The following is a 25,501-nucleotide window of genomic DNA, read 5'->3' as shown; positions in this document are numbered from 1 at the left end:
TGCCGTGGCATGGGCATGGCATAGCATGCGGTTTATAGGTACAGGCTTACGGACGCTTGGCGCATAGGCTGCACTGGCTTCATAGGCGCGTTGGGTTGGCTCGGCTCGGCTCGGCCCTAGCGGGTTTGGCGCTATGCCTTGCCCACCGAGGCGCGCGGCACATACACCGTGTCCACACGCTGCGATGCAGCCTGCGTCTCGCCGGCGAGCATATCGAGGAACAACTGCGCCCCTCGCTGCCCGATCTCCTGCACTTGCTGCGAAATCACCGAAATCTGCGGGCTGGTGAGTCGGAACAATTCCAAATCGTCAAAAGAGACGATCGATATGTCCCGGCCGATCCGCACCGCCGAATCGGCGAGCAGCGACACGGCACTCACCGCATCCGGCGAGTATCCGAAAATCAGCGCGTCCACACCGGAGCCGTGCATCCGCCTGAGGACGGATTCGCAGGAGGCTCGCTCGAAGCTCGTCGATTCGACGAAAACGTTCTCTTCGCCGAAAATGCCTGCGGCAATCACGCGGAATACGGATTCGCGTTCCTGCAGCGACGGCGAGTCGAGCACCGGTCCGGAGACATATCCGACCCTGGCGAAGCCTCGGCGCTGAATGTCATGCAATGCCGCCGCAAGCCCCGGTTCGGGATTCGAATCGACGACCGGCACGCCGCCCAGCCCTTTGGCCTGGCGGTCTACGAACACCACCGGCAGCTTCGTGCCCAGCAGCAGTCGCAGGGCATCGGACTGCTCGCCCTGCGGCACGATGATGGCGCCATCTATGCGCTGCGACAGGATGCTGGTGATGAACGCGTCCTGCCGCGTAGCGCTTTCCGACGAGGTACCTATGAATGTGCAATAGCCTGCATTGAATAAGGTGTCTTGAATCGCATACGCCAAATCGGCGAAGTAGCCGTTGCGGATGTCCGGGACCAGCAGACCGACCGTCTGCGTGCTCAGCGAGCGCATCGCTTTGGCGCGCGAGTCGGGTATGTAATGCAGCTCCTCGACCGCGCGCTCCACAGCGGCTTTGGTCTGGGGCGAAATCCTGCCGGTCTCGTTCAGCGCGCGGGAAACCGTCGAAACGGAGATTCCTGCGCGTCGCGCGACATCGCGAATCGTGACGTATACCATCACACCTCCTTTCCTAAGAACCTAGCATCACCGGAGCCCACCGCAATCGGCGCGAACCAGCGTCAGCCAGCGTGAATCGTTATCTATGTACTTATTCGAGGCAGAGACCGGTAGCGCACCTGGCCTCGTTGCCCGGAGTGGGGATCTGTGTCGTCTGTGCGACCTCATGTGATCCCGTGTTGTTGGTGAAGCATCGCCTTTGCCTGCGCTGTGCAACGACGTTGTTTCATATGCAGTAACGTTTCCGCACAAAAGATTCTTCGTCAAGTCTTTCCTTGCGGTAACGTTGCCGCAATTGTATCTCAGACAGCATCGCGTATCAACCTGGCTGCCGTGCGTGTCGCGCCTGCGCACCCCTCGCTAGATGCCTTCGCGCGCCAGCAGCATGCACTGCCGATCGGTGCCATGAGACCGTTGAGATTCCCTCTCCGCGGTCGCTGTAGCAGCCATAGCCATATGAATGAGAACAGACACGGTTTCAGCGGCCACTCCTACCGCCGCGACAGGTATGGGTTCCCCGCGATGACGAAGCGACGCTGGCGCTCGGCCGCCTTCGATATGCCGATGCGCGGAGTGACTTCGATGCGCTCTCCGGGACGCAGTTCGGCCTGTTCCAAACTCAGTGGAGGCAGGCGCAGGTCGTGGCCATACAGCGTCTTATCGATGTCGAGGGCCTTGCACAGCTTCGCCGGGCCGTTGACGCAATCGGCACCCTTGCGCCCGCGTCGGCGTTCGATGATCTCCATGCCCTCAACGGGTTCGACCGCACGAATCAGTGCGCCGGCCCCAAAACCTTCGGTCGCGGCCGTGACGTTGAGGCAGTAGTGCATGCCGTAGGTGAAGTAGATGTAGGCGTGGCCCGCCGGGCCGAACATCGCCCGGTTGCGTTCGCTTTTGCCATGGAAGGTGTGGCTGGCCGGGTCAAGCTGGTCGTAGGCCTCGGTTTCCACGATGCGCACGACGATACGTTCGGGTGTATGCTTATCGGCGCGCCCGGAGACGCGCCCGGCATCATGCGCGCCAACAGGCTCATCAACGGGCTCATCGTCAAGAATTCGCACGATATGGCAGCCGAGCAGGGCGCGAGCGACGCTATCGGCGTCCTGAGCAAGAAATTGCGGGAACATGCCTGCCATTCAAGTACTTCGCGTGGATAACCACTAGCGTGCGTTTGCGATCTGAGGCATACGGCACTCACCTACACCCCCATTCTCAAACGTCACATTTCCCGCATTATTACGAGGTCGGTGCGGGGTTTGTGACGAATAATCGTGCGGAAACGTCACAACTCCCGCAGCATCTTCACGTTAGTGCGGGTTTTGCAACGTCGGCTGCGAGAGTGGAGTCACACGAAGACAAAGGGCTGAGGAGCAGCAGCCAGCAACCAACAACCAGCAACGGCCTAGCTGATCCGCGCGTCGGCAGATTCCCCAGAATCACGCCGAGCGATGCGCCAGCGCTGCAGCGTCGACGCCCAGCAATGTCGTCTGCTCAAGAGTCATGCCGCCAAGCAGCAGGTCGGTATGCTGCAGATCGGCGACGGTCGTGGCGCCGAGCAGGGCCATCAGCGAGCGCAGCTGCTCGGCCCAAGCGTTGATCTCGTCAACTAGGCCGGATTCGCCGCGATCCTCAAACACGCGCAGGAAGTGGCCGGACACGCCCACGGCCTTCGCTCCCAAGGCGAGCGCCTTGACCACATCGAGCGGATTGCGCACGCCGCCCGAGGCCAGGATGTCAACAGAGCCGAGAGAGTCTTCGCCAGAAGCGTCAAAGCCGCAGCAATCCAACAGGCACAGCACCGTGGACTGGCCCCATCCGTCGAGATACCCGTACTCGCGCGCTGAGCGCCGACTATTCTCAATGGCCGCGAAATCAGTGCCGCCGCGCCCGCTGACGTCGACGGTTCGAGCGCCGAGTGCGGCGAGCTGCTCGACGCTGCGCCGGCTCATGCCGAAGCCCACCTCCTTGACGACCACGGGCACGGGCGAGGCCGCGATGATCTCGCGGATGCGCTGCGGCCAGCCGGAGAAGTCGCGGTTACCTTCAGGCATAACGATTTCCTGAGCGAGATTGACGTGGATCTGCAAGGCATTCGCGTTGAGCATCGTAACGGCCTGCACGGCCTGCTGCGGGGTGACGGTTGATCCGACGTTCGCGAAGACGAAGCCTTGCGACTGCTCGCGGATGGCGGTGAAGGTCGCGGCGAGCTCCGGGTCGCGCAGCGCCGCATGTTGCGAACCGGAGGCGATGGCGATGCCTGTGGACTGCGCGGCGCGCGCAAGAGACGCATTGATGCTGCCCGTGCGCTGCGAGCCGCCGGTCATCGCATTGATATAGAACGGCAGCTCCCAGCGCGAGCCGCACACCGTCGTCGACATATCGACTTGCGAAACCGATACCCCACACAGGGCGTGATGGATGAAACGTACGTCATCGAAAGCGTTGGCTGGCTCCTGCTCATGCTGCTGCAAGGCCAATCGCACATGGTCGTCTTTGCGACTCGAACGCTTGGTTTGCCATTGCGGAGCCTCGGCTAGCGGCTTGCACACCGTCAAATCGAGCGGTTCGATGCCTGCCGAGCGCCAATCCTGGAAGATTGCGGAAACTGCAGACTCGGCAGATTCTGCGTCCGATCCGTCAGCAGCCGCCATATCGCTCTCAACACCAATAATCGCAATGCCGCAGTCCCCGCCGCCTGCACCCGAGCTTTTCGCCGCAGCACCGTGGGCGATGGCCGTCTCGACCAGCGCTGTGAGCCGAGAGGTTTCGATCAGCGTGCCGGTCAGCGATGACAGCCCGCGCAGCAGTTCGCGAGCCCGAGCGATATGCTCGCGGACAGCAGCCATATCCGACTGCGCGAGCGCTTCGCACAGCGCATCGACGCAGCGATCGCTGTGCTCCAAGAATTCGCGATAGCGCCGCTCCCGCTCGTCAGTGCTGTGATGCTGCACGTTGGTGACCAAGTCGGCGGTGGAGGCCGGCTTGCCGGTCCACCCGACCAAGAGTCGGAGCGTGGCAGGCGAAACCGCCACGGAACCACTGCCAAACACTGGCAGCCGCGTCACGCTCAAATCGGGCCACGGCATGCGAATAAGCTCAGGCAGTGCGGTGTCATCCAGACGCTGCCCAACCCAGTCGCGGTCAGGCGAGCAGAAGCGGATGCAACCGCCGAACAAGCTCGCAGCCAAATCGCCGCCTGAGCCGACGTTACCCGCGCGGCAGGCGATGGCAAACGCCAGCTTGTATTGCTCTAGCGGCTCAAACGCAGACTCAAGACCATAGAAACGAAGCAGCGCCCGCATCGCCGCCACAGTGACCGCAGCAGAGGAGCCGAGGCCGTATTTGCGTCCGGAAACGTCGTCCAAATCGCTGGTCACATCGATATCGAAAACATGAAGCCCAACGCCAGCAGCATGCGCAAGCTCTTCGACGCACTGAATCGCAGCGATAAGATACGCCGCCCCCGGACGCTCCTCGTCCGGCACACACCGCCCGTGGGTATCCCGATGCCACGTCGTTGCGGCTTCGTCGTGGCCCTGCGAGCGGATGCTCCCGGTGGCACGCGAATCAAGCGGTAACGATGCCGCAGCGACCGACTCGTTCGGCGTATTCCTCAGTGCATCTTCACTCAGCACATCCCCACTCAGCGCACCCTCACCCGGATTTTCCTCATGCCCCGTAACCCGCACGGTAAGCATGCGATTCACCGCGACCAGAATGGCCGGATGCCCATGCTCGACAACTGCGTATTCGCCGGCGATATACAGCTTTCCCGGCGCCTGCGCCTCGGCGATCATGCGATGTTGTTCCCGCTCAGCCATCCCTGCCCCATTCGTGTCCGGCACCTGTCTCGTACCGTTCCATGCTAGGGGCACACATGCCCCGAATGCCGGCAACTGCACGAACTTTCATGATGTCTGCAAAGCGAGTGCCGCGTTGCGCAATACCAATACTAGGAACAATCGAATAAGTAACCGATTGACACAATCAATCAGCCCGCTCAGACGATTCGATCCGTACGGTCGCAGACGCACCGCACCGCCCACCCTTCCGCTCACTCAACCACGCGCACACCAGAACCGATATGGTGAATCTCAATCGTCTGGCCGGGAAGACGGTCGCGCAGCTCGCTAGCGACTTGCTCGGCGTCGGCGGCAGCGGTCAGCACCTTGACATTCGCGCCCGCGTCCATCGTGGACCACGCGCTGTAGCCGTGCTTGCGCAGGTCGCGCACTGCGGACAGTGCGGTTATGGTCTGCGGAAGCCAGTAGATCACCGCCGGGCGCGCGGCCATCATCGAGGCGTGCATGCCCAGCGCATTCGCCTCGACTACCTCGCCGAGCGCATCCAAATTGCTTGCCGCCACTGCCGCGAGCGCGCGGGTCATATCGTCGGCGCTGGCACGCACCCAGGCCGGGTACAGCGGCGAAGTGCGCATCGTCAGACGCATGGCCTCCCTGCTCGACATCGGCTTCTCCTTCGCGGAGATCAGGATGACGATAATCGCCAGATCCATAGGGCATTCCACCGGCTGCGCGTATGACGTGGCGTCGTCGTGGCCAGCATTCCACTTGACCAGTCCGCCGTAAATCGAACGGCAGGCCGACCCTGAGCCGCGCCGGGCAAGCCTCGAAAGTTCACGACCCGACAGCTCAAGTCCGGCAGCGCGTGATGCTGCGGCGGCGAGCGCAGCGAAGGCCGAGGCCGAGCTGGCCAGCCCTGCGCCGAAAGGCACGGTGTTGCGCGATGTTACGCGGGCAGGCGCAGCTATTCCCGCACGCTCGCGAATCAGGTCAAGGAAGCGCGAGACGCGAGCCAGCGAGGTGCCATGCTGCAGGACTCCGTCGATAGTCAGCGTGTCGGGAACAGTGTCAGAGATGGTGTCGGGAGTAGCGTCCGACTTAGTAGCTGAGCCATCGGAACCGGCAGCATCAGCTCGCACCTCATCGCCATCGGCTCGCGCTCCATCGCCACCAGCCAACGTCTCGTCACCGTCCAGAAACTCCACCGTGGTCTGCGTGCTCAGACCGTCAAGAGTCAGCGACAGGCTGGACGTAGTGGGGATGACAAGCCCCTCATCGGCCTTGCCCCAGTACTTGATCAGCGCGATATTCGCATGCGCGCAGGCCGTCGCCGAATTGCTGGCATTACGCCCAATCGCTCGTGCCGGCCCTTTAGCCTCTATGCCGTCCATAGCCTCGCCACGCCGTAAAGCTTCCCGCTCGCCCATCGTTCCCCCTTACGCCGTTATGAGACCTTACGTATATATTGCCATTCCTAATATATATTCCCGCCGCCCGCCACCCGGCTGCCCGCCCGCCCGGAAACGAAACAAATCCGCGCACCACGCAGCGTCAGTCGGCACCCTGCATGCAGCAACCTTCAGCATCGCGCACAACCTATACCGCCCCAATCAGCCGCTGATCGAGGTGTCGAACTCCCGGCTGGCATGCTGCGCGACTTCGACATCGAGCTGATTGAGCGGATGCACCCACACGGCCGGCGCCCCGGCTGCGAGTAGCGCCCGGCGCACGTGCTCCGCCGAACGATCATCGGGAGCCAAAGCGATGATGCATCCGCCGAGACCGCCGCCGGTCATCTTGGCACCCAACGCGCCGCTCGCCCGCGCCGTGTGCACCAAGGCGTTGACCACTGGGTGGCTCACGCGCAGCGTGTCAAGCAGACCGTGGGCCTCATCCATGCACCGGCCCAGCGAATCCAGCCTGCCCTGCTCAAGATCGTTGGCGGATTGCCGCGCCAAATCACCTAGGCTTTCAAGAATCGCGCGAACACGGCTGCGATCGCTTTCATACCGCCCATGCACACCCTCGACGGCCTGCTTGGTGCTTCCCGCAATCCCTGAATCCGCAATCACCAGATATGCCGGCAGGTGCACATCCACTCGCCGCATGTCGCCGCGCGTGAACAGCACCGGATGGCTGCCGGAGGTGGTGACGGTGTCCAGTCCGGAAGGATTGCCGTGGGTGACAATTTCGGCCTCATTGGTCAGCGCTGCCAACTGTTCGGCGCTCGCCGTGGCACCGCAGGCGTCAAGCACCGCGCGGATGACGGCTCCCGAGGCCGCAGCAGAAGATCCTAATCCCCGTCCAGCAGGAAAATCAGAACGGGTGACGATGTCGAAACTGCGGTCTGCGCATCCGGCGAATTCGCTGGCGACTTGCACCGCCCGAACCAGCCCGCCAAATTGCGCGGGTGCCTGTGAGAGCGGACCGTAATAGCCCAGCGCGCGCAAGGTGCCTTGCCTGCGATTGTCCCTGCCATCGAGGTTGCCCTGTCCGCTGCGGCCGGCCTTGCCGTTACCCTTGCTGACGCTATTGCCGTTGCCGTTATCATTGCTACTGCGCGTGAACCCATCTGCGCCTACGCCCTCAACAGCAACATCGCCGGAAATCTCATCTGAAAGCTCACTGAAACCCCCACGAACCGGCGTAGCCCAGGCGCGCATTTTCAGCGTCTGGATGGGCACCGCCACCGCAGGATACCCGTAGACCACGGAGTGCTCGCCCATCAGGATGGCCTTGGCCCAGGTCTCGCCGAATCCGCGCCGCGGCTCACCGCCACGTTCGCCCTGCATCTGCGTTGCAGGCAAAGATGTTGTTGTCAAATCCGACCTACTCTCCCGCTGTCCTCTATATAGGGATTCTAATGGAGCGTTGTTGTCGCAGTCGTGCAGACCCGTAGAGATAGTGCGGAGATTGCTGTCGGGTTCCCGCGCTATCGCCTCACGCTGAGCATCAGCGTCGCAGCCGTGATCAGCACCATGGGCACGGCGATTGACAGCGATCCGGCGATATATCGGGTGAGCGTGACGAGTACGACCCCGCAGGCAAAGCAGGCAAGCACCACGATGGCATCGAATGACCGCCGCAGGCCAGCACGGTCATGGTAATGTACGCCGTCGTATAGCCCCTCAGTCAATGCGCGCAATGTGCCCGTCATCATCAGCGGCGCAAACGGACGGCCTTTCATCCGTCGGAATTCCTGCAGTTCGGCGGATCCAGCGGCGGACAGTATCGCGGTGGAGATGAAGTCGGGAACCAGCTGATCGGTGAGGGCGACGACCAGCAGCAGCACGAATTCGTAGCCGAGAATGAGCTGGGGAACGGGCACGCGAATCGGCTTGCGTCCGAAATGCTTTTGCACGCCGTGCGCGATGACGGTGCCGAGCATGAACGCGACAAGCGAAATAAGATAGCGCGCGCATCCGGAGATATCGCCGTGACCAAGATTGATGCCCAGCAGAATTATGTTGCCGGTCTGCAGCCCGGAGAACACCCCGCCATGAAACAGGTAGGAGTAGGCATCGATACTGCCCGCGATCATGGTGAGCAGCCCGGCAAAGGCGAGGCTCTCGTATACGGGAATATCGCGCTGCGGCTCGTTCACGCTCTGCCTTTCTATGCTGGATGTACGGTGCGCCACGATACCATGCACGGTTTTCACGACACGTTTCGCGTCAGTACGGTCGATATCGCCGGCATCGCCAGCGAGCGCGGAGCGACCAATATGCATTGTTGTCACATTGTTGTCGCCCCGTTGCCAGAGCGTCGCATTTCGGAGGCCTGAAGCCGCCGCGCCATTGCTATTCCGCCATTCTTGGCATCATTCGAAAAGAGCGGATGACGGGAGTCGAACCCGCCTCTGAAGCTTGGGAAGCTTCCATTCTACCGATGAACTACATCCGCATGTGCATGCGCACAAGCGACCAGTGTAACACATGCCCTGTCGTCTTTCCGGCCTTCCGAATTCTCAATAGGAGCGCCATGCTTTGCTTATACTTGAGCACATACAATACAAACGTAAGCAGGTAATGGTCCCGAGCGGTGCGGGAATGCAACATACATAGTCGAAAGAGCTCAAATATGGTCAACATTATCGATCGTGATACTGCCGTTTGCATATCACTGGCGGCGCGACCCGGTAATCACGGAAACCGCTTCCACAATTTCCTCTATGCCGAACTCGGACTGAATTTCCTATACAAATCGTTTACTTCGTCCGATATTGGAGCCACGATTGGCGGTATTCGGTCGCTGGGCATTCGTGGCGCAAGCGTGTCCATGCCGTACAAAGAATCGTGCATGCCGTTTCTTGATGCGCTTGACCCGTCTGCGAAGGCGATCGATTCGGTGAATACGATCGTCAACGACAATGGCAAGCTCACCGGATACAATACCGACTTCATAGCCGTGCGCGATTTGCTTCGCGATTGCCCTGTGCCGACCACAAAGTCGTTTGCGCTGCTCGGCGCCGGCGGGATGGCGAAGGCCGTGCTTGCCGCGCTCATCGAAGTTGGATACACGGATGGCGTCGTCCTGTCGCCGCGCAACCCGGAGCGCGGTGCGAAGCTCGCCGCACGGTACGGCGTCGAGTCCGATGTCGAGCTAGGAGACCGTCGGCCGGCGCTGATCATCAACGCCACGCCGATCGGCATGGCAGGCGGGTCGGAGGCTGATTCGCTGGCATATAACGAAAGTGTTGTGCGCACCGCCGATTGCGTGTTCGAAGTCGTCTACCTGCCGCCGACTACACCGCTGGTGAATCTCGCGCGCTCGCTTGGCAAAACGGTGATCACGGGGGATCAGGTGATGGTACGGCAGGCGACCGCGCAATTCGAGCTGTACACTGGAGTGCGCCCCAGCGCGGAGCAAATCGAGCAGGCGGAGGAATTCTCAGCCGACCCCGATGCGTATCTGGCAACGCACACGCTCGCAACATCGCATTAACGCGCATTAGTGCGCCGGCGAGCCTTGATTATGCGTCAATGAGGACTGTATCGGTTGCAATAGGTGGCAGCGCTGCCACCTATTGCAACCGGGAAGATCACGGCATCTCTATGCTCGTGCAGCTGCAGTGACTCTTGCGTAAATCGGGATGCAAGTCGGGGCATATCGAGGCATAGTATTTCACAACCGCGGAATTCCGCCACTCGAAATCGCTACCAACCAACTTGTATATCTCAACTCGGATACGTCATGGCGGTTGCAACAAACGCTCACCACGGTCCAGCCGCAACTCAACCTCACTTTGTGGCATTCACCGCCGCTCAGCCGCAACTCACCGCGCTCTTGGCACCGCTTGGCGCTCTCAGCTTTCGGCGACGGACGGCGCATCGCACAATGAAACCGTCAAAGAAAACGTCACGCGGATACGCGATACGCAAATGTTCGCGCAACAACGCAACAGTATGAGGGAGGAAGCGATGAGCACGGTGATGAGGGCACGCAATCTGTCCAAATGGTATGGGAAGCACGAGGCCGTCCACGATGTTTCGCTGGATATCGAGCCGGGCGCGCTGACAGCGGTGATCGGGCCGAACGGGGCCGGCAAGTCCACGACGATCAGCATGCTGACCGGGCTGGCCAAGCCCGATGGCGGCGAAATCGAATATGGCGCTCAGTCTCAGTCGAACGCCCCCGCACCGCGCCTCGGCGTCGTGTTCCAAGGCAGCGTGCTCGACCCGACGCTGACGGTACGCGAGAATCTCTCGATACGCGCACGGTTGTATCCGGGAACGCCGCGCGGCCGGGTGAACGAAGTCATTGCGCTGGTCGGCGCCGAATCCTTCGCGGGCCAGCAATATGGCTCACTTTCGGGCGGGCAGCGTCGCAGCATCGACATCGCCCGCGCGCTCATCAATCAGCCCGAGCTGCTGATACTCGACGAGCCTACGACCGGCTTGGATATTGCGACGCGGCGCACGCTCTGGACGATGCTCGACGGGCTGCGCAAGCGCGAGAATCTCTCAATTCTGCTCACCACGCATTATCTTGAGGAGGCCAATTACGCGCAGCAGGTCTACCTTATCGATCACGGTGTCATCCACGCGCAGGGCTCGGCGCGGGAGCTGATCCAGCGCTACACGCAGTACACGTTGGACATCACCTTCAGCCCGGAACATCGGCAGGAAATCGAGCAGATTGCGCGGGATTATGTGGCTCGTGCGCAGCGATTCGATGATGCTGACGGAGCGTCTGCATCTGCGACTTCGACTGCGGCAAGCCAGCCAGACACAGCAACAAAGGCCGCCGCAACTACCACAACTGCCACAATCGACGGCAATCACCTGCATCTGAGCGTGTCCAGCGCCGACGAATGCATCGGACTACTGACAGCGATGCGACCATACATACTCGATTTCCGCTGCCTGCGCGGCACGATGAACGACGTGTTCCTTACGCTCACCGGCCACAACGAAAATGGCACCGTCGATGCCGACCAAATCACCACCCCAAACCCCACACCCGCCACCACTTCCAAGGAGTCTCGCTCATGATCGCCCTCACCAAACGCAACCTGCTGCTCTTCACCCGCAACCGCACGAATATGCTGTTCTCGCTGCTCGGCGCGCTTATCGCCTTCGTGCTGTATATCGTCTTCCTCAAACAGACTTTGGAAGGCAACTGGACCAACGCCATGAATGCCGGCAACGCAGCCGTCAGCGCGGCCGCCGCACACGGCTCAGCCGCAGCAAGCACGGCAACCCCCGTCACCGTCAGCGACCTGCTCGACCCGTGGCTGATAGGCGGCATCCTGTCAATCACCGCCATCACTACGCCCCTGACTGGCATGAGCCAGATGGTCTACGACCGCGAAAACGGCCTGACCGACGACTTCCGCCTCGCCTGCCGCTCGCCGTGGCGGATACAGGCCTCCTATCTCGCCAGCTCTGCAATCATCGGCTTCGTCATGCAGCTCATCGTGCTGGCCGTCACCGGAGCGTATTTCACCGTGATCGACCATGTGACGCTTCCCTGGCGCAACGCGGCCACCGACGCGAAGCTGCTCGGATTGATAGCGCTTGCTGCGATTTTCGGCGCGGCGCTGGCCTTCGCCCTCACCGTGTCGGTCTCGACACAGCGCGCGAATTCGAGTCTGGGCACCGTCATCGGCACGGCGGCCGGCTTCCTCAGCGGCGTCTACGTACCGCTCGGCGCAGTGCCCGCCGGCGCACAGCATGTCATGAAGCTCTGGCCGGGCGCATACTCCGCCTCGCTCTTCCGCCGGCTGCTGCTGGGCGACACCATATCGGACGCATTCAGCGCGGTTCCGGCATCCGCCGCGCAGAACTTCCGCAAGGATATGGGCATCGGATACGAGATCGGCGGCTCGCTCACCACGCCCGCCCAGGACCTCGCGCTGCTCGCCGGCATCACCGTGATTATCGTATTGGCCGTTCTCCTCGTACGATTGGGGACAAGACAATTGTCCGCAACGAATCAGAGGCGAGGGCGCGGTGAGCATTATCTTCAGGGCGAATCCCGAGCTCGCTGATGGCGAGGTGAACGTCATCGTCGAGGCGGCCAGCCCCACGCCCGCGGTTTCCGCGCTTATGCGCTCCGTGGAGGCTATAGGGCAGACCGCCTCGGCCACGATTCCCATCGAAACCGCGAATCGCTTGGAAATCGTGCGCAAATCAGCAATCGTCACCATCGCGGTTCACGGCGAGGACTTGCTAGTGCGCACCACATCGCAGACGCTGACCACCCGAAATCGGCTCGTCAAACTCATGGCGAAGCTCCCCGCGCGCGATTTCGTGCAGATATCGCGCCAGGCCGTCATCAACCTGCGCCATCTGGAATCGCTGGAAGCGAGCTACTCGGGCAATATGACCGCGCGGCTGTCCGGCGATATCCGCGAAACCGTAAGCCGCAGGTACGTGCCCGCGCTGCGCGAGGCTTTGGAGGCATGAGCATGGATGCGAATATTGACGCGAATACGAATGCCGCTGCGGCAGAGAACGCGAACGGCAACGACATGAACGAGTTGAGCATGGACGAGACATCAGGGACATCAGCAAGTCTGGATTACATGGCAGGAATCGGTACGGGCGCAATTGACACGGCGGAGACCGGCACTCTCGAACGCAACGCGGCAGAAAGTACCGCAGCGGGGACCGGCTCCATCCAGTCCCGCGAGCAACTCCTGTCGCAGCTTTCCGGTCTGACGCCGGTCGCAGCGGAACAGCAGATGTCGTCGTCATCGCGCGAGCCGTCGCGCGTGGCATCGGTGCTGCGCGAGCTCATCATCAATGCCATGATTGGCATCGGAGTCGGCTCCTTCGTTTTTTTGTTCGACGAGATCCTCGATCAACGGCCAATTCCCATCACGCCGCTGAGCGTGGTTTCCCTGTTCGTCATGTCCGCGCTGATCGGCGAGCTGACGTTGCTGTTCAAACTGCAGATCCCGTATTGGGCGATTCTGCTCATCCACTGCCCGCTCACCTTCGCCCTCGTGGTCGGCTGGCTGCTCACGAATCGCTGGTACGTCATGCTTTCGCCGCAGCGTTTCCCCGGATTCGCCGCGTCATTCGTCGGCATCTATATCCTGATCTGGCTGGGCGTCGTGCTGCACGGCTGGCTGCTCACCGAACGCATGAACAGAACGTTGCGGCATCGCAATCAGCGCGATGATTTGGATGAGTAACCGATAATCGATGCGCACTACGGCGGGCCGGCTTTACATAGTGCGTAGAAAACGCACATTTCATGTTGTGTCGTTATAGAAGCTAATCGGCGAAATTTCAACGTTCCAGCATCAAAAAGCTACCATGCACAGTGTGCGTTTCGCTCGCACTACGCCAACGGGGATCGCAGTAGTGCGCGCCGCACCTCAATACCCCACCTGCGGACCGCCCGGGCCACCGGCCTCGACGCCGCTTTCGCGCATCTCCTGCGCCATCTGTATCAGGCGCGAAATGCGCTCGTCGGTCGGCGGGTGCGTGGAGAAGAGGCGGCTGAAACCCTGCGAGGAGAAGGGGTTTGCGATCATCATAGCGGAAACGCTTTGCGTGCCGGCGGTCTGCGGCATCGGCTCGGCCTGCGCCCCGGTGGAGATCTTGTTCAGCGCGGAAGCAAGGGCTTCGGGGTCGCCGGTCAGTCGGCTGCCGTCTTCGTCAGCGTCGAATTCGCGGGTGCGGGAGATGGCCATCTGAATCAGCGAAGCGCCGATTGGGGCCAGAATCATGCTAACAAGCATGCCGATCGCGCCGAGGCCGCCACCGCCTGAGCCATTGCGATTGTCTCGGCTGTTCCCGCCGCCGAAGTACATGAGCGAATACCCCAGATAGGTGATGACTGTCGCCATCGCCGACGCAACGGCGGAGGTGAGAATGTCATGATTGTAGACGTGCATGAGCTCGTGTCCGAGCACGCCGCGCAGCTCGCGCTCGTTGAGCATCTGCAGGATGCCCTGCGTGCAGCACACCGCCGCATGGCGCTCGTTGCGGCCGGTGGCAAAAGCGTTCGGGCTCATGGTCGGGGCGATGGTGATGCGTGGCATGGGCTTGCCGGCCTTGGCGGACAGCTCGCGGACCACGCGGTACAGCACCGGCGCTTCCTGCTCGGAGACCTCGCGCGCGTGCATCGAGGCGATGGCCAGCTTGTCGGAGAACCAATACGAGCCGAAGGTCGTCGCCAGGCCGATGACAATGTATATGCCGAGCGTGCCTTGACTGCCGTCGGTGAGCCACCAAATCAGCATGATGACGGCCCACATCAGCGCGAACAGCAGCGTGGTTTTCAGTCCGTTGAAATGCCCGTGCACCTTCACATTCCCAGTCATACTCCGCAGAATAAAGAATCCCTCTGGACTTTTGCTGAATGTTCGCTGCAGGCTGCTGCGTCGCATTCTGTACGCTAACTCGACCCTGACGTGCACAAGGTCACGAAACCGACTTGGGAAACGTTGCTTTTTGCACGTTAGGGTCGATTTACCGTATAAAAGGCAACGGTTATCGTCACATTCCCCGCATGATAACGGGCCCTATGCGGGGGTTGTGACGTCTGACGGCGCTGAAACATCACAAGCCCCGCATGAGGGTCGATATAGTGCGGGAATCGTGACGTATAAACGCAGGGAAACGCCACAACGCCCGCACTAGGTGCCGGATACTGCGGGCGTTGTGACGTTTGAGCGGAACGTCTTAGTGGAAGATGCATATGAAAAACGGCAGGCGCCTGGACCGAGGGAGGGGCAGCAGCCTCAAGGTCCAAACGCCTGCCGCGCATATCAGCGAGCGACCGATGCCATCGACCGCATCACCCACGTCAGCCTCACTTAGCAGCTATGCGCGGGAAGGCCTTCGCGCCTGCGTATTGTGCGTCGCCGCCCAGCCGCTCCTCGATGCGCAGAAGCTGGTTGTACTTGGCGATGCGCTCGCCGCGCGCCGGAGCGCCCGACTTGAGCTGCATGGCGTTCATGCCGACGGTCAGATCGGCAATCGTCGCGTCCGGCGTCTCGCCCGAGCGGTGCGACACCATAGTGGTGAAACCGTTGCGATAGGCCAGATTCATCGCGTCGAGCGTCTCGCTCACGGTGCCGATCTGGTTGAGCTTGACCAGCAGCGAGTTCGCGGTCTTCTCTTCGATGGCGCGCTGCAGCCGCTTCGGATTGGTCACGAAGATGTCGTCGCCGACGATCTGCATCTTGTCACCAATCTTCGCGGTCAGCGCGGCGAAGTCGCCCCAAGCGTTCTCTTCGAAGGGATCCTCCATCGAGATGATCGGGTACTTGGCGAGCAGGCTCTCATAGTAGTCAGCCATCTCCGCGCCAGTGCGCTCATCGCCGTCGAAGCGATAGACGCCCTTCTCCTTGTCGTAGAACTCGCTCGCCGCCGCGTCGAAGCACAGCGCGATCTGCTCGCCCGGGCGGTAGCCGGCCTTGTCGATGGCCTCGACCAGCAAATCCATCGCCTCGGCGTTGGACTTGAGATTCGGCGCGAAACCACCCTCGTCACCCAGCCCGGTGCCCAGGCCGCGGTCCTTGAGAATCGACTTGAGCGTGTGATAGGTCTCCACGTTCGCGCGCAGCGCCTCGTGATACGTGTCGAAGCCGATGGGCGCGAGCATGAACTCCTGAATGTCGACGTTCGAATCGGCGTGCGCGCCGCCGTTGAGCACGTTCATGCAGGTGACGGGCAGCGTGAAGCCGTTCGTGCCGCCCAAGTAGCGGTACAGCGGCAGCCCGGCCGACTGCGCCGAGGCGTGCAGCGCCGCGAGCGAGACGCCCAGAATCGCGTTCGCTCCCAGCTTGCTCTTGTTGTCCGTGCCGTCCAGCTCGATGAGCGCACGGTCGAGGCCGCGCTGATCGGCGGCATCCAGCCCGCGCACCGCGTCCGCGATAGTCGTGTTGACGTTATCGACGACGGAAAGCACGCCCTTGCCGTCATAGCGCTGCTTGTCGCCGTCACGCAGCTCCCAGGCCTCGGCCTCGCCGGTGGACGCGCCCGAAGGCACGAAGCCAAGCCCGAACTGCCCGTCGGCCGTGGTCAGCTCGACTTCGAGCGTCGGATTGCCGCGCGAATCGAGGATCTCGCGTGCGTGAATATTGGTGATGTTGCTCATAATGGATACTCCTTTGTAGTGGTTTGTTGCGCGTGTTGTGTGTGCAACAAACGTTGTGAATATTGAATATGGATGATTGCGAAACCCGCTGATTGCGATTTTGCTTTGTAGATAGCGTGTTGCAAACAGCAGGCTTTAGGCAGCCGACTTTAGACAGCTAGTTTCAGGCGGCCAGCTAGGCAGTCGCAGCCACGGACTCAGCCGTCTTCGCGCGTTCGAACGACGCCGCGACCTCGTCAAGCGCCTTGGTCAGCGGTTCCCAATGAATGTCGCCATCGACATGCTTGTTCGGTTCGAGTACCTTGTACTGCGCGAAGAAGTGGACGATTTCGGCCTTGGTGAAGTCACCGATGTCGTCGATGTCCTGAATCGCGTCATAGCGCACATCCGCAGGCACGCACAGGATCTTGGCGTCCGGGCCGTGCTCGTCGGTCATCACCATCATGCCCACCGGCCGGCATTCCACCGCACAGCCGGGGAACACCGATTCGGACAGCAGCACGAGGGCGTCAAGTGGGTCGCCATCCTGCCCGAGCGTGCCGTCGATGAAGCCGTAATCCGCCGGATAGCCCATCGATGTGAACAGCGTCCGGTCAAGGCGCAGCCTGCCGGTTTCGTGGTCCACTTCGTATTTATTGCGGCAACCGCGCGGAATTTCAATGGTGACGGTGAACGTATCAGCCATTGCTCACTCCCTCCTTGGGAATCATTCCAGGGAGGAGAGGACATGACATGACTCTGCATCCCTGCAGAAGTCATCAGCCCGAAGGCGGTTCGGGCCGTGTGCCCAGGGTGAACCTCATACCCGCCTTTATGCTACCACTTTTTTTGGAGTGCACAGTTTAGAGTGCGGAGTTTGGAGCGCACCGCTTCAGAGCGTACAGCGCGCTACTCACCACGCGCCAGACGCCGCAACTCCTCGGGCTCCACGACCTTCTTGTGCTCGCGGCCCTCCTTGGCGCCTTCGGAGCGTTCGAAGGCGTCGATGCGCTTCCATCCGGCGAAATCGATCGGCGCAACCCCACGTGAGGCAAGCAGCTGGTCGACGGACGCCGGGTCGCGGTCTGGCGCAACGCGGCCGGCAGCGCCATCCTTCGAGAAATCGTCGAGCATATTGGTCACGATGAGCAGCGCATCGGACTTGGTCGAGCCGATAAGGCCGCTCGGGCCGCGCTTCGCCCAGCCGGTCGCGTACAGGCGCGGCAGCACTTCCGACAGTCCAATCTCACCTGATGCAGCAGCAAGAATCCGGCCGCCATCGTTCGCCAGCACCGTGCGAGCCTCGTCGTAGGCGACGTCCGGCACGCTGGCCGGCTTGTAGCCAATCGCATGATAGACGGCCTGCACGGGGATGTCCTCGAACTCGCCGGTGCGATGCATCGTGCCATCGGCCCCGGTTTCGGTGCGCTCGACGCGGATGGCCTCGACCTTGCCATCAGCGCCGATGATCTCCACCGGATCAGCGTTGAAATGGAGATAGTATTTGCGTTTCGCCGGATTCCCTTCGAAATCAGCGCCGCCGTCATCCTCCATATCCTCGGCCATCTCGCGAATCGAGAACAGCTCCTCGACCATCTGGCGGGTCAGCTTGTTCGCGCCTGCCCTCTCGACGGTTTCATCATCCAAGTCGAAATCATCCTCGTTGATGACGAGCTGCACGCCGGGCAGCTTCTCCATCTCGCGCAGCTCCTGCACCGAAAACTTCGTCTGCGCCACGCCGCGACGCACAAACAGGTGCAGCTCCTTGGCCCTGTTGGCTTTGATGCCCTCGTACACGTTGTCGGGGATGTCGGTGCGAGCCTTGAGATCCTCGGCATCGCGCATAAGCTCACGGGCCACATCCATCGCCACATTGCCGCCGCCGATAACCGCGACCTGCTCGGCATCGAGCGGCCATTCGCGCGCGCCCGTGGGGTAGCCGTCATACCACTCGACGAAACGCGCGGCTCCGAACACTCCCTGCAAATTGGCGCCCGGAATCAGCAGCGGCTTGTCCGCGACGGCTCCAGTTGCGAAGAGCACCGCGTCATAGCGGGCCAACAGGTCGTCGAGCGTGATGTCCTTGCCGAATTCAACATCGCAATACAGATGAATGTCCGGGTTGTCGAGCGTCTTCTCAAGCGCATCGGCAATGAATTTGATGCTCGGGTGGTCGGGAGCCACCCCGTAACGCACGAGGCCGAAAGGCACCGGCAGCTTCTCGAATAGGTCGATGCGCGCCTTGGCTCCCAGACCGAGTTCCTCGCCGGTTTTTTTCAACTGGCGCAGGAAGATGTCGGAGGAGTAGACGCCGGCGGGGCCAGCACCGACGACGGCGATGCGCAATTCGTTATTCTCGTTCACATTCTCAGTCACGCGCTCTAGGTTATCGCAAACCCTGCGCCGACGACAGGGGTTCTTTGCCGTCAGCGCTGTCAGCGACTTCTTTCGCATGCATCACCCACCGTTCCGCCACACGTCGGCACGCAATCTCTGCACATATTGCGTCTTATGCACGCCTTAGTGAAGCAAAATTCGCCCGCTTTTGCATTCATTAGGCCCTTCATAGACGGTTTTAGTGCTCCACCCCTTTTCACGGTAGTCAGACTTATCAGAAGAACGTTGATATTCCGCCATTCTTCTGTACACCGCACACTGGTTATACTTTGCGAAGGGCCTAATGAACGAAAAAACTACCTAATGAACGCATTGGCAGGCAAAAGCACGAAAATTCTCGCAACTTGAAACCCCATCGCGCGTTTATGGCACTGCATTGGCTATTCATGGCAGTTCACCCTGTTGCTCCCTTGGTCAATTCAAGCCATCGTCATTCATTAGGCAGATTTTCGCTCATTAGGCCCTTCATAAAGTAGACGCCTCATCCAACTCACACTGTTTTGGCGGAATACCACCGTTTGTTAAGTCCACCAGCGCGTGCATCGCGATGCGAATGCCGACAAAAATCACAAAATGTGCCTAATGAAATTTTCAACGGGAAATCCGCTAAAAATACGCTATCGAATCACCATGAGGACGGCTACTGCGACGAACAGCAGCGAGACGATGCCTGAGACAGCTGAGATGACGACGTATTGGCGATGAACTACAGCCGAATCGAAGCCTGAGTCGGCTGCGATAGCCGAGCTGCCCAAGTCACTTGGGCGCGAGGCGTCCGAGCCGAACGTTGCAGCAGTAGGAGCTTTGCGCCCTTCAATCGCCTTGGCGGCGGCGTTCATCTGCGGCACGACGACGGCGAGCGTGAGCACGAGGGCAATCAGCGTCAGCACAACCGACCATACGAGCCAAGCCGTGCCGAGCTTGCTGCGGTATGCCGGATTCATCACATAGAAGCCGACCACGCCGAACGCACTGACCAACGCAGTCAGCCAGCCGAGCGCCATCACCGTGCGCGACAGACTGCGCGCCTGCGCCGAGCTGCCCTCGCGGATGGCGCGCAGCCCGGTCATAGGCAGCACGGCCAGCGGGCCGATGATGAACACGGAACCGATGACATGCAGCGCAATAATCCAACTCATGCCTGCCACTATACGCTTGCGACGGCATCGAAAATCGGTAGCCACATATCCGTTTCAGCACGGACCCAGCTCATGTTGCGCGGTGCGACGCTGAGTGGGGCAACGGCGCAAAGCGCATCGTCTCTCTTCGCGCAAATCCACGTCGCTGACCTGTTCCTAGGTGAGACTCGAGTTGACTTCGAGATCGCGCAAACCGCGGCCGCCGAAAACTGTTTTGGAGATAACGTTTCGCTCCCGGAATATGCGCTATTGCATGACCGCGCCTAGGCGGACGTCCAGCAACACACATAGCCAGTGCTGCACGCCCTGGCGGAAAACTTGATGCAGAAGAGTCTTGGCTGCTATCGCATCAATCAAAATGCGTCGCAAAACAACTCTTTTAGGCAAAGACTGTAGAATGCAGTCTTACCAGCGCTTTAGGGAGATTATCATGAAGGCCATGCCATCGGCAGCAGTTAAAACACACAACCGCAATGCCATGACCGAATTCATGTATCGTCGCCGCAACCATGTCACCAAGCAGATGCTAAGAGACGAGCTAAGGCTCAGCCTGCCGACAATCACCCAGAATCTACGCGTCATGGAACAGAACGGCATGATCACTCAAGGAGAATTGCAGGAGTCCACCGGCGGACGCAAGGCGCGATCTTACGAGTTTGTACCGCAGTATCGCGCTGCAATCGGCGTGGCCATGCATTCGACCGAGCTTACGATATGCGCGGTCGATCTGTACGGGGGTATTATATCGCAAGAGAACCATGCACTCCTTTACCGGGATACCGGCAAGTACTATCAACAGGTCGGCGGCATAATCAATAGGTTTGCGTCCGGCATCGAAAAGGGCGGCAGCATTATTCTCGGCGTCGCTTTCTCAATCCAAGGCATACTGTCTGCGGACGCTACCACTATCATCTTTGGCGAGATCATGGGCAATACGGGGCTTACTTTGGACATCATCAGTCAATCCGTGCACTATCCATGCATCATGATCCATGACTCCGACGCGTCGGCAATGGCCGAATTGTGGTTTGACCCGACGATCAGCGATGCCGTCTGCCTTTATTTGGAACGTCGGCCAGGAGGAGCGGTCATCGTCAATGGCAAACTGTACCAAGGTCCGAACCAGTGCAACGGCACACTCGAGCACATGCTGCTGGTGCCAGGCGGGCGCAGGTGCTATTGCGGCCAGAATGGGTGCATGGACACATACTGTTCGCCCGAGGCATTGCTTGAAGATCATGAAAGCATCCCCTTTTTTTTCAAAATGATACGACAGGGCGAACCGGGTCATCTCCGGCGGATGAACACATGGATGGATTACGTGGCCCAAACGATCATCAATACACGCTCGGTAATCGCAGGCGACATCATCATCGGCGGCGAAACCGCACGATACCTTGATGATGACGACATGACGGGCATACAACGCCGCGTGCTGGACCGCACGCCGTTCGGCACCACCAATTTCAAGCTGAAGAAAAGCCGTTGCGCAGCCAATCAAAATATCATCGGCGCCGCGTTGCGTTTCATTGAAGGCCACGTGGACACGATCTGCGGGCTGCGGGCACTGTAACGCATCCACGGCAGGGGCGGGACATCTCTCAGCCGAAAAGAGGGCATGGGTCGGCCCGAACGGATGCCAGTAGCCCAAAGCCGTATGGGAGCCTTGCACCGAAACCGCTGAAGATGCGAAACATATCTTTTATAAATTTGGTTTTCAAAAGTCATCGTGGGCGGCTATATTGAGTGTCGCCAGCCGGAAAGTCCGACCGAAGCGCCAATTGGCGCGATAGCGAAAGGAATCCATGATGATGAGCAAAAAGAGTCTCATAGCAGCGGTGATGCGCGGCTTAGAAGTCAGCGGCATGAGCGCCCTGTCCCAGGCCGGCTACAGCGAGTCCGTCGTCAACGCCATCGAGACCATCGAAACGCGCTGAAAAGTATATAATCAATAATTGAACAAGAAGTAATGATGTATCAATAAAGTGCCGAAGTCGGGCACGTGATGCAGAAGCCGGACAACGGCGTCCCCTTCCATGTATTTGTTTTATCTTTTCGTATTTTCAGTTTTCATATTTTCTTAAGTATTCCTGCCGCTGCTGTGCCTACAGCGATATATCCAGCGCTATCTCAGACCGTCACTATTCCCGCATGATTGCCGGGGCACTGCGGGTTTTGTGATGTTTGGGACGCCTGAGACGTCACGGCTCCCGCTGCGTATATGGAATAGTGCGGGAGTCGTGACGTTTCAAGCGGCTATCTGAGGATTCGGCTATCCGAGGATTGCCGGCCGGTCGCTTGGATACTGGGCTACTTGACTACTTACTTGACGATCTGGCAGAACTCGATCGTCTCGCCGTTGGGGCCGTAGATGTTGAAGTAGCGGATGCCCTTCTCCCAGAACGTCGGAATCGACTGGATCTCGGTGTCCTTGAAATTCAGGCCCAGCTCCTGCGCGTTCTTGAACGCCGCCTCGATGTCGGGGGTGTCGAACGCCCAGTGGCTGATGGCGCCGGTGGTCATCGGTGCCGGATCGCCCTCCCACGTCTCGATGGTCAGATGGCCGTAGCGCAGGAACGCGCAACGGTTCTCGCCATTGCGGAACAATCCGGCCAGCTCGAAGCCAAGTGTTTCGGTATAGAACTTGATCGTCTCGTCCAGATCCTTGGCAGGCATGCCGGAATGCTGGAAATCGGTCGTAAAACGAGTCATCGGCAAAACCATGATGACACTCCTTCGATTGATGATGTTTGATATTGGATTATCAGATCATTGAGTCTGCAGCGGATTGCATTTGCTCTACGCAGCGACGCCGGCAGGGTCGGTAGATCCCTTTGACGCGACGTTCGCGGTCTTGATGCGATGTCCTTTCTCGTCGAAGCCAAATTGCTTCGGGCGGATGAATAATGTGAGCACGAAGGCGAGAACATAGAGTCCGGCATATGTCCAGCAGACGCCGACATAGCCAGTGCGCTCCATAAGGAGCGTGGCGATGCCCGGTCCGGCGAACGTGGTCAGTCCAGCCGCCAAATTGTAGGCGGACAATGCCGCCCCCTGCTTCCCATTGGCATACAACGTCATGATCGTGGGCAGCGAGGAAAACGCACAGGTGCCAATGCCGACGATGATGGCGGCGACGATCATCATCATCACGTTGGCGCCGAACCACTGCGGCACGTAATAGAAGGCCACCGAACCCACGGCAAGCACTGCGCAACCGAACCAGCGCATCGGCCATACCCATCCGAAACGATCCATGAACCAGCCCCAGAAGGTGTTGAACACCAGCGTCACCACAAACACGAAACCCCAGATCTGCATCCACTGCGTGGTCTCGAAAAATGGATGACCGCCGTTTTCCGCATTGGGACGGCACAGGTATAACGGCATGATGACCGGGAAGCCATAGAGCAGCAGATTGTTGACGATGCGGATGACTGCGCAGATCAGAATCTTCGGGTTGGTGACCAGGATGCTCGCGCCCTCGGCGAGTTCGGCAAATTGCTCCTTGCGCGTCAAGCCTTCCGCTTTGACAACTTTGTTCCTAGGCACGAAGAAGAAGCATATGATCGCGCCAATGATCGAGAATGGCAACGCATACCAGAAGGTCGGGTATTCACCGACCTTCGGCATGATGAAGCTCGGCAGGTACGCGCCGAACACTCCAATGCCCAGCGAGAAACAGGTCCAGAAAAAACCGGTAGCGGAAGCGAGGCGGGCGGGAGGGATGTGCTGCGCCATCAGCACCACGAAGCTGTAGATGAAGAGTGGGTAGCCGATGCCGCGCAGGGCGTATGTGCATAGAATCAACGGATAGATACCGCTGGGGATAGCCACCCCAAGGAAAAGCAGGTGGATCCCGATCCACCAGCATGCTCCGAACATCATGATGCGTTTCGCGCCAAACATTTCAGCGAGCACGCCTGCGCACCAGCCCCCAAGGGCGGCGAATAAGCCGTAGACAGTAATTAGCAGTGAGGCTTGCGTCTCACCAAAACCCTGATCCACCATGAATTTGGTCAGGAAGGTTAGCTCGAAGCCGTCACCAGTCATGAAAATCGCGACGGCAAGAAATCCTAGCAGCAGCATACGGGGTATACCGAATCGTTCGAAGAATGTAATCATCTTTGACCTTACAAATTATTGAATTATGTCGATACAGATAATCGACCGGAGACTTGCGGACAGCGCCGTTGCTGCAAGACCATGAAAAAGAAAGGACTAAATCGTTAAGGCAACCATAGAGTCCCGAAGGAACGGGCCGAACAAGCGAACAATGCATCGCTGCACGACATCGCAGCCGACCCGTACGAGAATCGTCGATGGGAAAGCGTCGAGAACGAATTATTCGGTGTGAACCCTGACGACGGCCTTGGAGACGCCCTTGATCTTGCCGTCCAGGAAGTCCTGCACCTCTTCGAGCTCAAGCTCGTGGCTGATCAGCGGATCGACGTTCATCTTGCCGCTTTCCAGCAGGCTGATGGCATCCTTGAAAGTGAGCGGGTTGATGAAGGACCCTTGGATGGCCATCTGCTTCTTATAAATGTCATAGGTGTTCATCTCGAAGTGCGCTTCCTGCGAGCCGACGCCGAACATCAGCACCTGAGCGCCCTTCTTGGCTGCCTTGACTGCCTGAGCCTGCGTCTGCGGAAGGCCCACCGCCTCAATGATCACATCGTAGGAATCCTCCGGGATGTCCTCGCGGGTGGTGTTGTAAATCTCCTTGACCCCAAACAGCTTCTGGTTGCGTTCAAGTTTCTCGTCGAAGATGCCCGCCAAATCCACCTGATGCACGCCGTACGCCTGCACGATCTGGGCGAACAGCTGGCCCATGAAGCCGTCGCCGATAACAAGCGCCTTCTGATAGGGGCGCAACTTCAGCAGGTCGACACCGTGCACGGCGCAGGAGATAGGTTCGATGGCAGCGGCATCTTTCAGGGAGACATTGTCCGGCAGCTTGTAGACAACGGTGGCCGGAGCGGCAAACTGCTCGGCTAAGCCGCCGTTGCGCGTGACGCCGACAGCAGACAAATGGTCGCAGAGCTCCGGACGCTGCGTCAAGCAGAATTCGCATTGGCCGCAATAGATATTCGGATCGACTGCGACCCGATCGCCAGGCTTTACATTGGCGACCTCGGAACCGACCGCGGCGACGACACCGGAATTCTCGTGGCCGAGCACGATCGGCGGCACTGCGGGAGCCGAACCCGGCCGGCCGGCATACAGATCATGGTCTGTACCACATACGCCCGCGTATGCGGTATTGACCAGAACCTCGTTCGGCGCGATCTGCGGACTGGACAAATCCTGAATAGCAAACTCTTTGATACCAGTGAGCACAAGAGCTTTCATGGCATTCCTTTCTACCGTCATGGTTTCCACCCTTTAACTAACTGCATTGTCAAAAGAGCGGTTGTAACGGCTGCGAATCAACTGCGGTTCGAAGCCATTGATTGTGATAGTACACTCGAAAAATTAATTATGCAAATAT

General features: G+C 59.7%; 21 protein-coding genes, 1 tRNA gene and 1 riboswitch. Of the genes, 7 read left to right on the top strand and 15 right to left on the bottom strand.

The window, feature by feature from the left end; translation table 11 throughout:
- Positions 1 to 131: 131 nt before the first annotated feature.
- From DDF78_RS08565 to DDF78_RS08535, 7 genes are all read right to left on the bottom strand, one after another.
- Positions 132 to 1,130, bottom strand: a complete 999-nt coding sequence (locus tag DDF78_RS08565) for a LacI family DNA-binding transcriptional regulator (protein WP_152580146.1) — start codon at positions 1,128 to 1,130, stop codon at positions 132 to 134.
- A 491-nt stretch (positions 1,131 to 1,621) separates the two neighbouring features.
- Complete coding sequence (locus DDF78_RS08560) at positions 1,622 to 2,257, bottom strand: DNA-3-methyladenine glycosylase (protein WP_152580145.1); 636 nt, start codon at positions 2,255 to 2,257, stop codon at positions 1,622 to 1,624.
- A 309-nt stretch (positions 2,258 to 2,566) separates the two neighbouring features.
- Entirely contained in the window at positions 2,567 to 4,951 is a 2,385-nt protein-coding gene (gene fni, locus DDF78_RS11995; protein ID WP_152580144.1) for a type 2 isopentenyl-diphosphate Delta-isomerase, read from the bottom strand.
- Positions 4,952 to 5,184: 233 nt separating this feature from the next.
- On the bottom strand, positions 5,185 to 6,360 hold the full coding sequence (gene mvaD, locus DDF78_RS08550; RefSeq protein ID WP_202613252.1) for a diphosphomevalonate decarboxylase: 1,176 nt from the start codon (positions 6,358 to 6,360) through the stop codon (positions 5,185 to 5,187).
- A 183-nt stretch (positions 6,361 to 6,543) separates the two neighbouring features.
- On the bottom strand, positions 6,544 to 7,740 hold the full coding sequence (gene mvk, locus DDF78_RS08545; protein ID WP_152580143.1) for a mevalonate kinase: 1,197 nt from the start codon (positions 7,738 to 7,740) through the stop codon (positions 6,544 to 6,546).
- Between the two features lie 125 nt (positions 7,741 to 7,865).
- The gene (locus tag DDF78_RS08540) at positions 7,866 to 8,663 is read right to left on the bottom strand and encodes a YoaK family protein (protein ID WP_237564624.1); all 798 of its coding nucleotides are present in this window, start codon (positions 8,661 to 8,663) and stop codon (positions 7,866 to 7,868) included.
- Positions 8,664 to 8,765: 102 nt separating this feature from the next.
- Positions 8,766 to 8,836, bottom strand: a tRNA-Gly gene (locus DDF78_RS08535).
- 177 nt (positions 8,837 to 9,013) lie between these two features.
- On the opposite strand from DDF78_RS08535, the gene DDF78_RS08530 reads away from it, so the two are divergent.
- The 5 genes from DDF78_RS08530 (at position 9,014) to DDF78_RS08510 (ending at position 13,577) form a co-directional block, all read left to right on the top strand.
- Complete coding sequence (locus tag DDF78_RS08530; protein ID WP_202613251.1) at positions 9,014 to 9,877, top strand: shikimate 5-dehydrogenase; 864 nt, start codon at positions 9,014 to 9,016, stop codon at positions 9,875 to 9,877.
- Positions 9,878 to 10,353: 476 nt separating this feature from the next.
- Positions 10,354 to 11,427, top strand: a complete 1,074-nt coding sequence (locus tag DDF78_RS08525) for an ABC transporter ATP-binding protein (protein ID WP_162000657.1) — start codon at positions 10,354 to 10,356, stop codon at positions 11,425 to 11,427.
- Positions 11,424 to 12,425: an ABC transporter permease gene (locus DDF78_RS08520; RefSeq protein ID WP_162000656.1), complete on the top strand. Its 1,002-nt coding sequence runs from the start codon at positions 11,424 to 11,426 to the stop codon at positions 12,423 to 12,425. Before DDF78_RS08525 ends, DDF78_RS08520 begins: the two co-directional genes overlap by 4 nt.
- A complete protein-coding gene (locus DDF78_RS08515) occupies positions 12,388 to 12,843 on the top strand; it encodes a LytTR family DNA-binding domain-containing protein (RefSeq protein WP_152580139.1) in 456 nt (151 codons plus the stop codon). The genes DDF78_RS08520 and DDF78_RS08515 overlap by 38 nt, the downstream gene beginning before the upstream one ends.
- 2 nt (positions 12,844 to 12,845) lie before the next feature.
- Complete coding sequence (locus DDF78_RS08510; protein WP_162000655.1) at positions 12,846 to 13,577, top strand: DUF3021 domain-containing protein; 732 nt, start codon at positions 12,846 to 12,848, stop codon at positions 13,575 to 13,577.
- Positions 13,578 to 13,763: 186 nt separating this feature from the next.
- On the opposite strand, the gene htpX is transcribed toward DDF78_RS08510, so the two are convergent.
- The 5 genes from htpX to DDF78_RS08485 all read right to left on the bottom strand — a co-directional run bounded on the left by htpX (position 13,764) and on the right by DDF78_RS08485 (position 20,010).
- Complete coding sequence (gene htpX, locus DDF78_RS08505) at positions 13,764 to 14,714, bottom strand: zinc metalloprotease HtpX (protein WP_152580137.1); 951 nt, start codon at positions 14,712 to 14,714, stop codon at positions 13,764 to 13,766.
- Between the two features lie 491 nt (positions 14,715 to 15,205).
- Entirely contained in the window at positions 15,206 to 16,495 is a 1,290-nt protein-coding gene (gene eno / locus DDF78_RS08500) for a phosphopyruvate hydratase (protein ID WP_152580136.1), read from the bottom strand.
- 175 nt (positions 16,496 to 16,670) lie between these two features.
- Complete coding sequence (locus tag DDF78_RS08495; protein ID WP_152580135.1) at positions 16,671 to 17,180, bottom strand: inorganic diphosphatase; 510 nt, start codon at positions 17,178 to 17,180, stop codon at positions 16,671 to 16,673.
- 57 nt (positions 17,181 to 17,237) lie between these two features.
- A riboswitch (Fluoride riboswitch) is annotated at positions 17,238 to 17,311 on the bottom strand.
- A gap of 72 nt (positions 17,312 to 17,383) precedes the next feature.
- The gene (locus tag DDF78_RS08490) at positions 17,384 to 18,850 is read right to left on the bottom strand and encodes an FAD-dependent oxidoreductase (RefSeq protein WP_152580134.1); all 1,467 of its coding nucleotides are present in this window, start codon (positions 18,848 to 18,850) and stop codon (positions 17,384 to 17,386) included.
- A gap of 638 nt (positions 18,851 to 19,488) precedes the next feature.
- Entirely contained in the window at positions 19,489 to 20,010 is a 522-nt protein-coding gene (locus tag DDF78_RS08485; protein WP_152580133.1) for a DUF2269 family protein, read from the bottom strand.
- A gap of 430 nt (positions 20,011 to 20,440) precedes the next feature.
- Between DDF78_RS08485 and DDF78_RS08475 the strand changes: the two genes are divergently transcribed.
- Positions 20,441 to 21,583, top strand: coding sequence for an ROK family protein (locus DDF78_RS08475; protein ID WP_202613250.1), 1,143 nt, complete (start codon positions 20,441 to 20,443; stop codon positions 21,581 to 21,583).
- Between the two features lie 232 nt (positions 21,584 to 21,815).
- On the top strand, positions 21,816 to 21,947 hold the full coding sequence (locus DDF78_RS12215; protein WP_272869811.1) for a hypothetical protein: 132 nt from the start codon (positions 21,816 to 21,818) through the stop codon (positions 21,945 to 21,947).
- Between the two features lie 385 nt (positions 21,948 to 22,332).
- Here the strand turns inward: DDF78_RS12215 and DDF78_RS08470 are convergent, their stop codons facing one another.
- From DDF78_RS08470 to DDF78_RS08460, 3 genes are all read right to left on the bottom strand, one after another.
- Complete coding sequence (locus tag DDF78_RS08470; protein ID WP_152580132.1) at positions 22,333 to 22,734, bottom strand: VOC family protein; 402 nt, start codon at positions 22,732 to 22,734, stop codon at positions 22,333 to 22,335.
- Positions 22,735 to 22,809: 75 nt separating this feature from the next.
- A complete protein-coding gene (locus DDF78_RS08465) occupies positions 22,810 to 24,135 on the bottom strand; it encodes an MFS transporter (RefSeq protein WP_152580131.1) in 1,326 nt (441 codons plus the stop codon).
- A 219-nt stretch (positions 24,136 to 24,354) separates the two neighbouring features.
- Positions 24,355 to 25,362, bottom strand: a complete 1,008-nt coding sequence (locus DDF78_RS08460) for a zinc-dependent alcohol dehydrogenase family protein (RefSeq protein WP_152580130.1) — start codon at positions 25,360 to 25,362, stop codon at positions 24,355 to 24,357.
- Positions 25,363 to 25,501: the final 139 nt, after the last annotated feature.

The organism is Bifidobacterium tibiigranuli (assembly GCF_009371885.1).
Classification (GTDB): Bacteria; Actinomycetota; Actinomycetes; order Actinomycetales; family Bifidobacteriaceae; genus Bifidobacterium; species Bifidobacterium tibiigranuli.
Note: the sequence above shows the minus strand (reverse complement) of the source record. Positions and strands in the feature narration are given on the sequence as shown.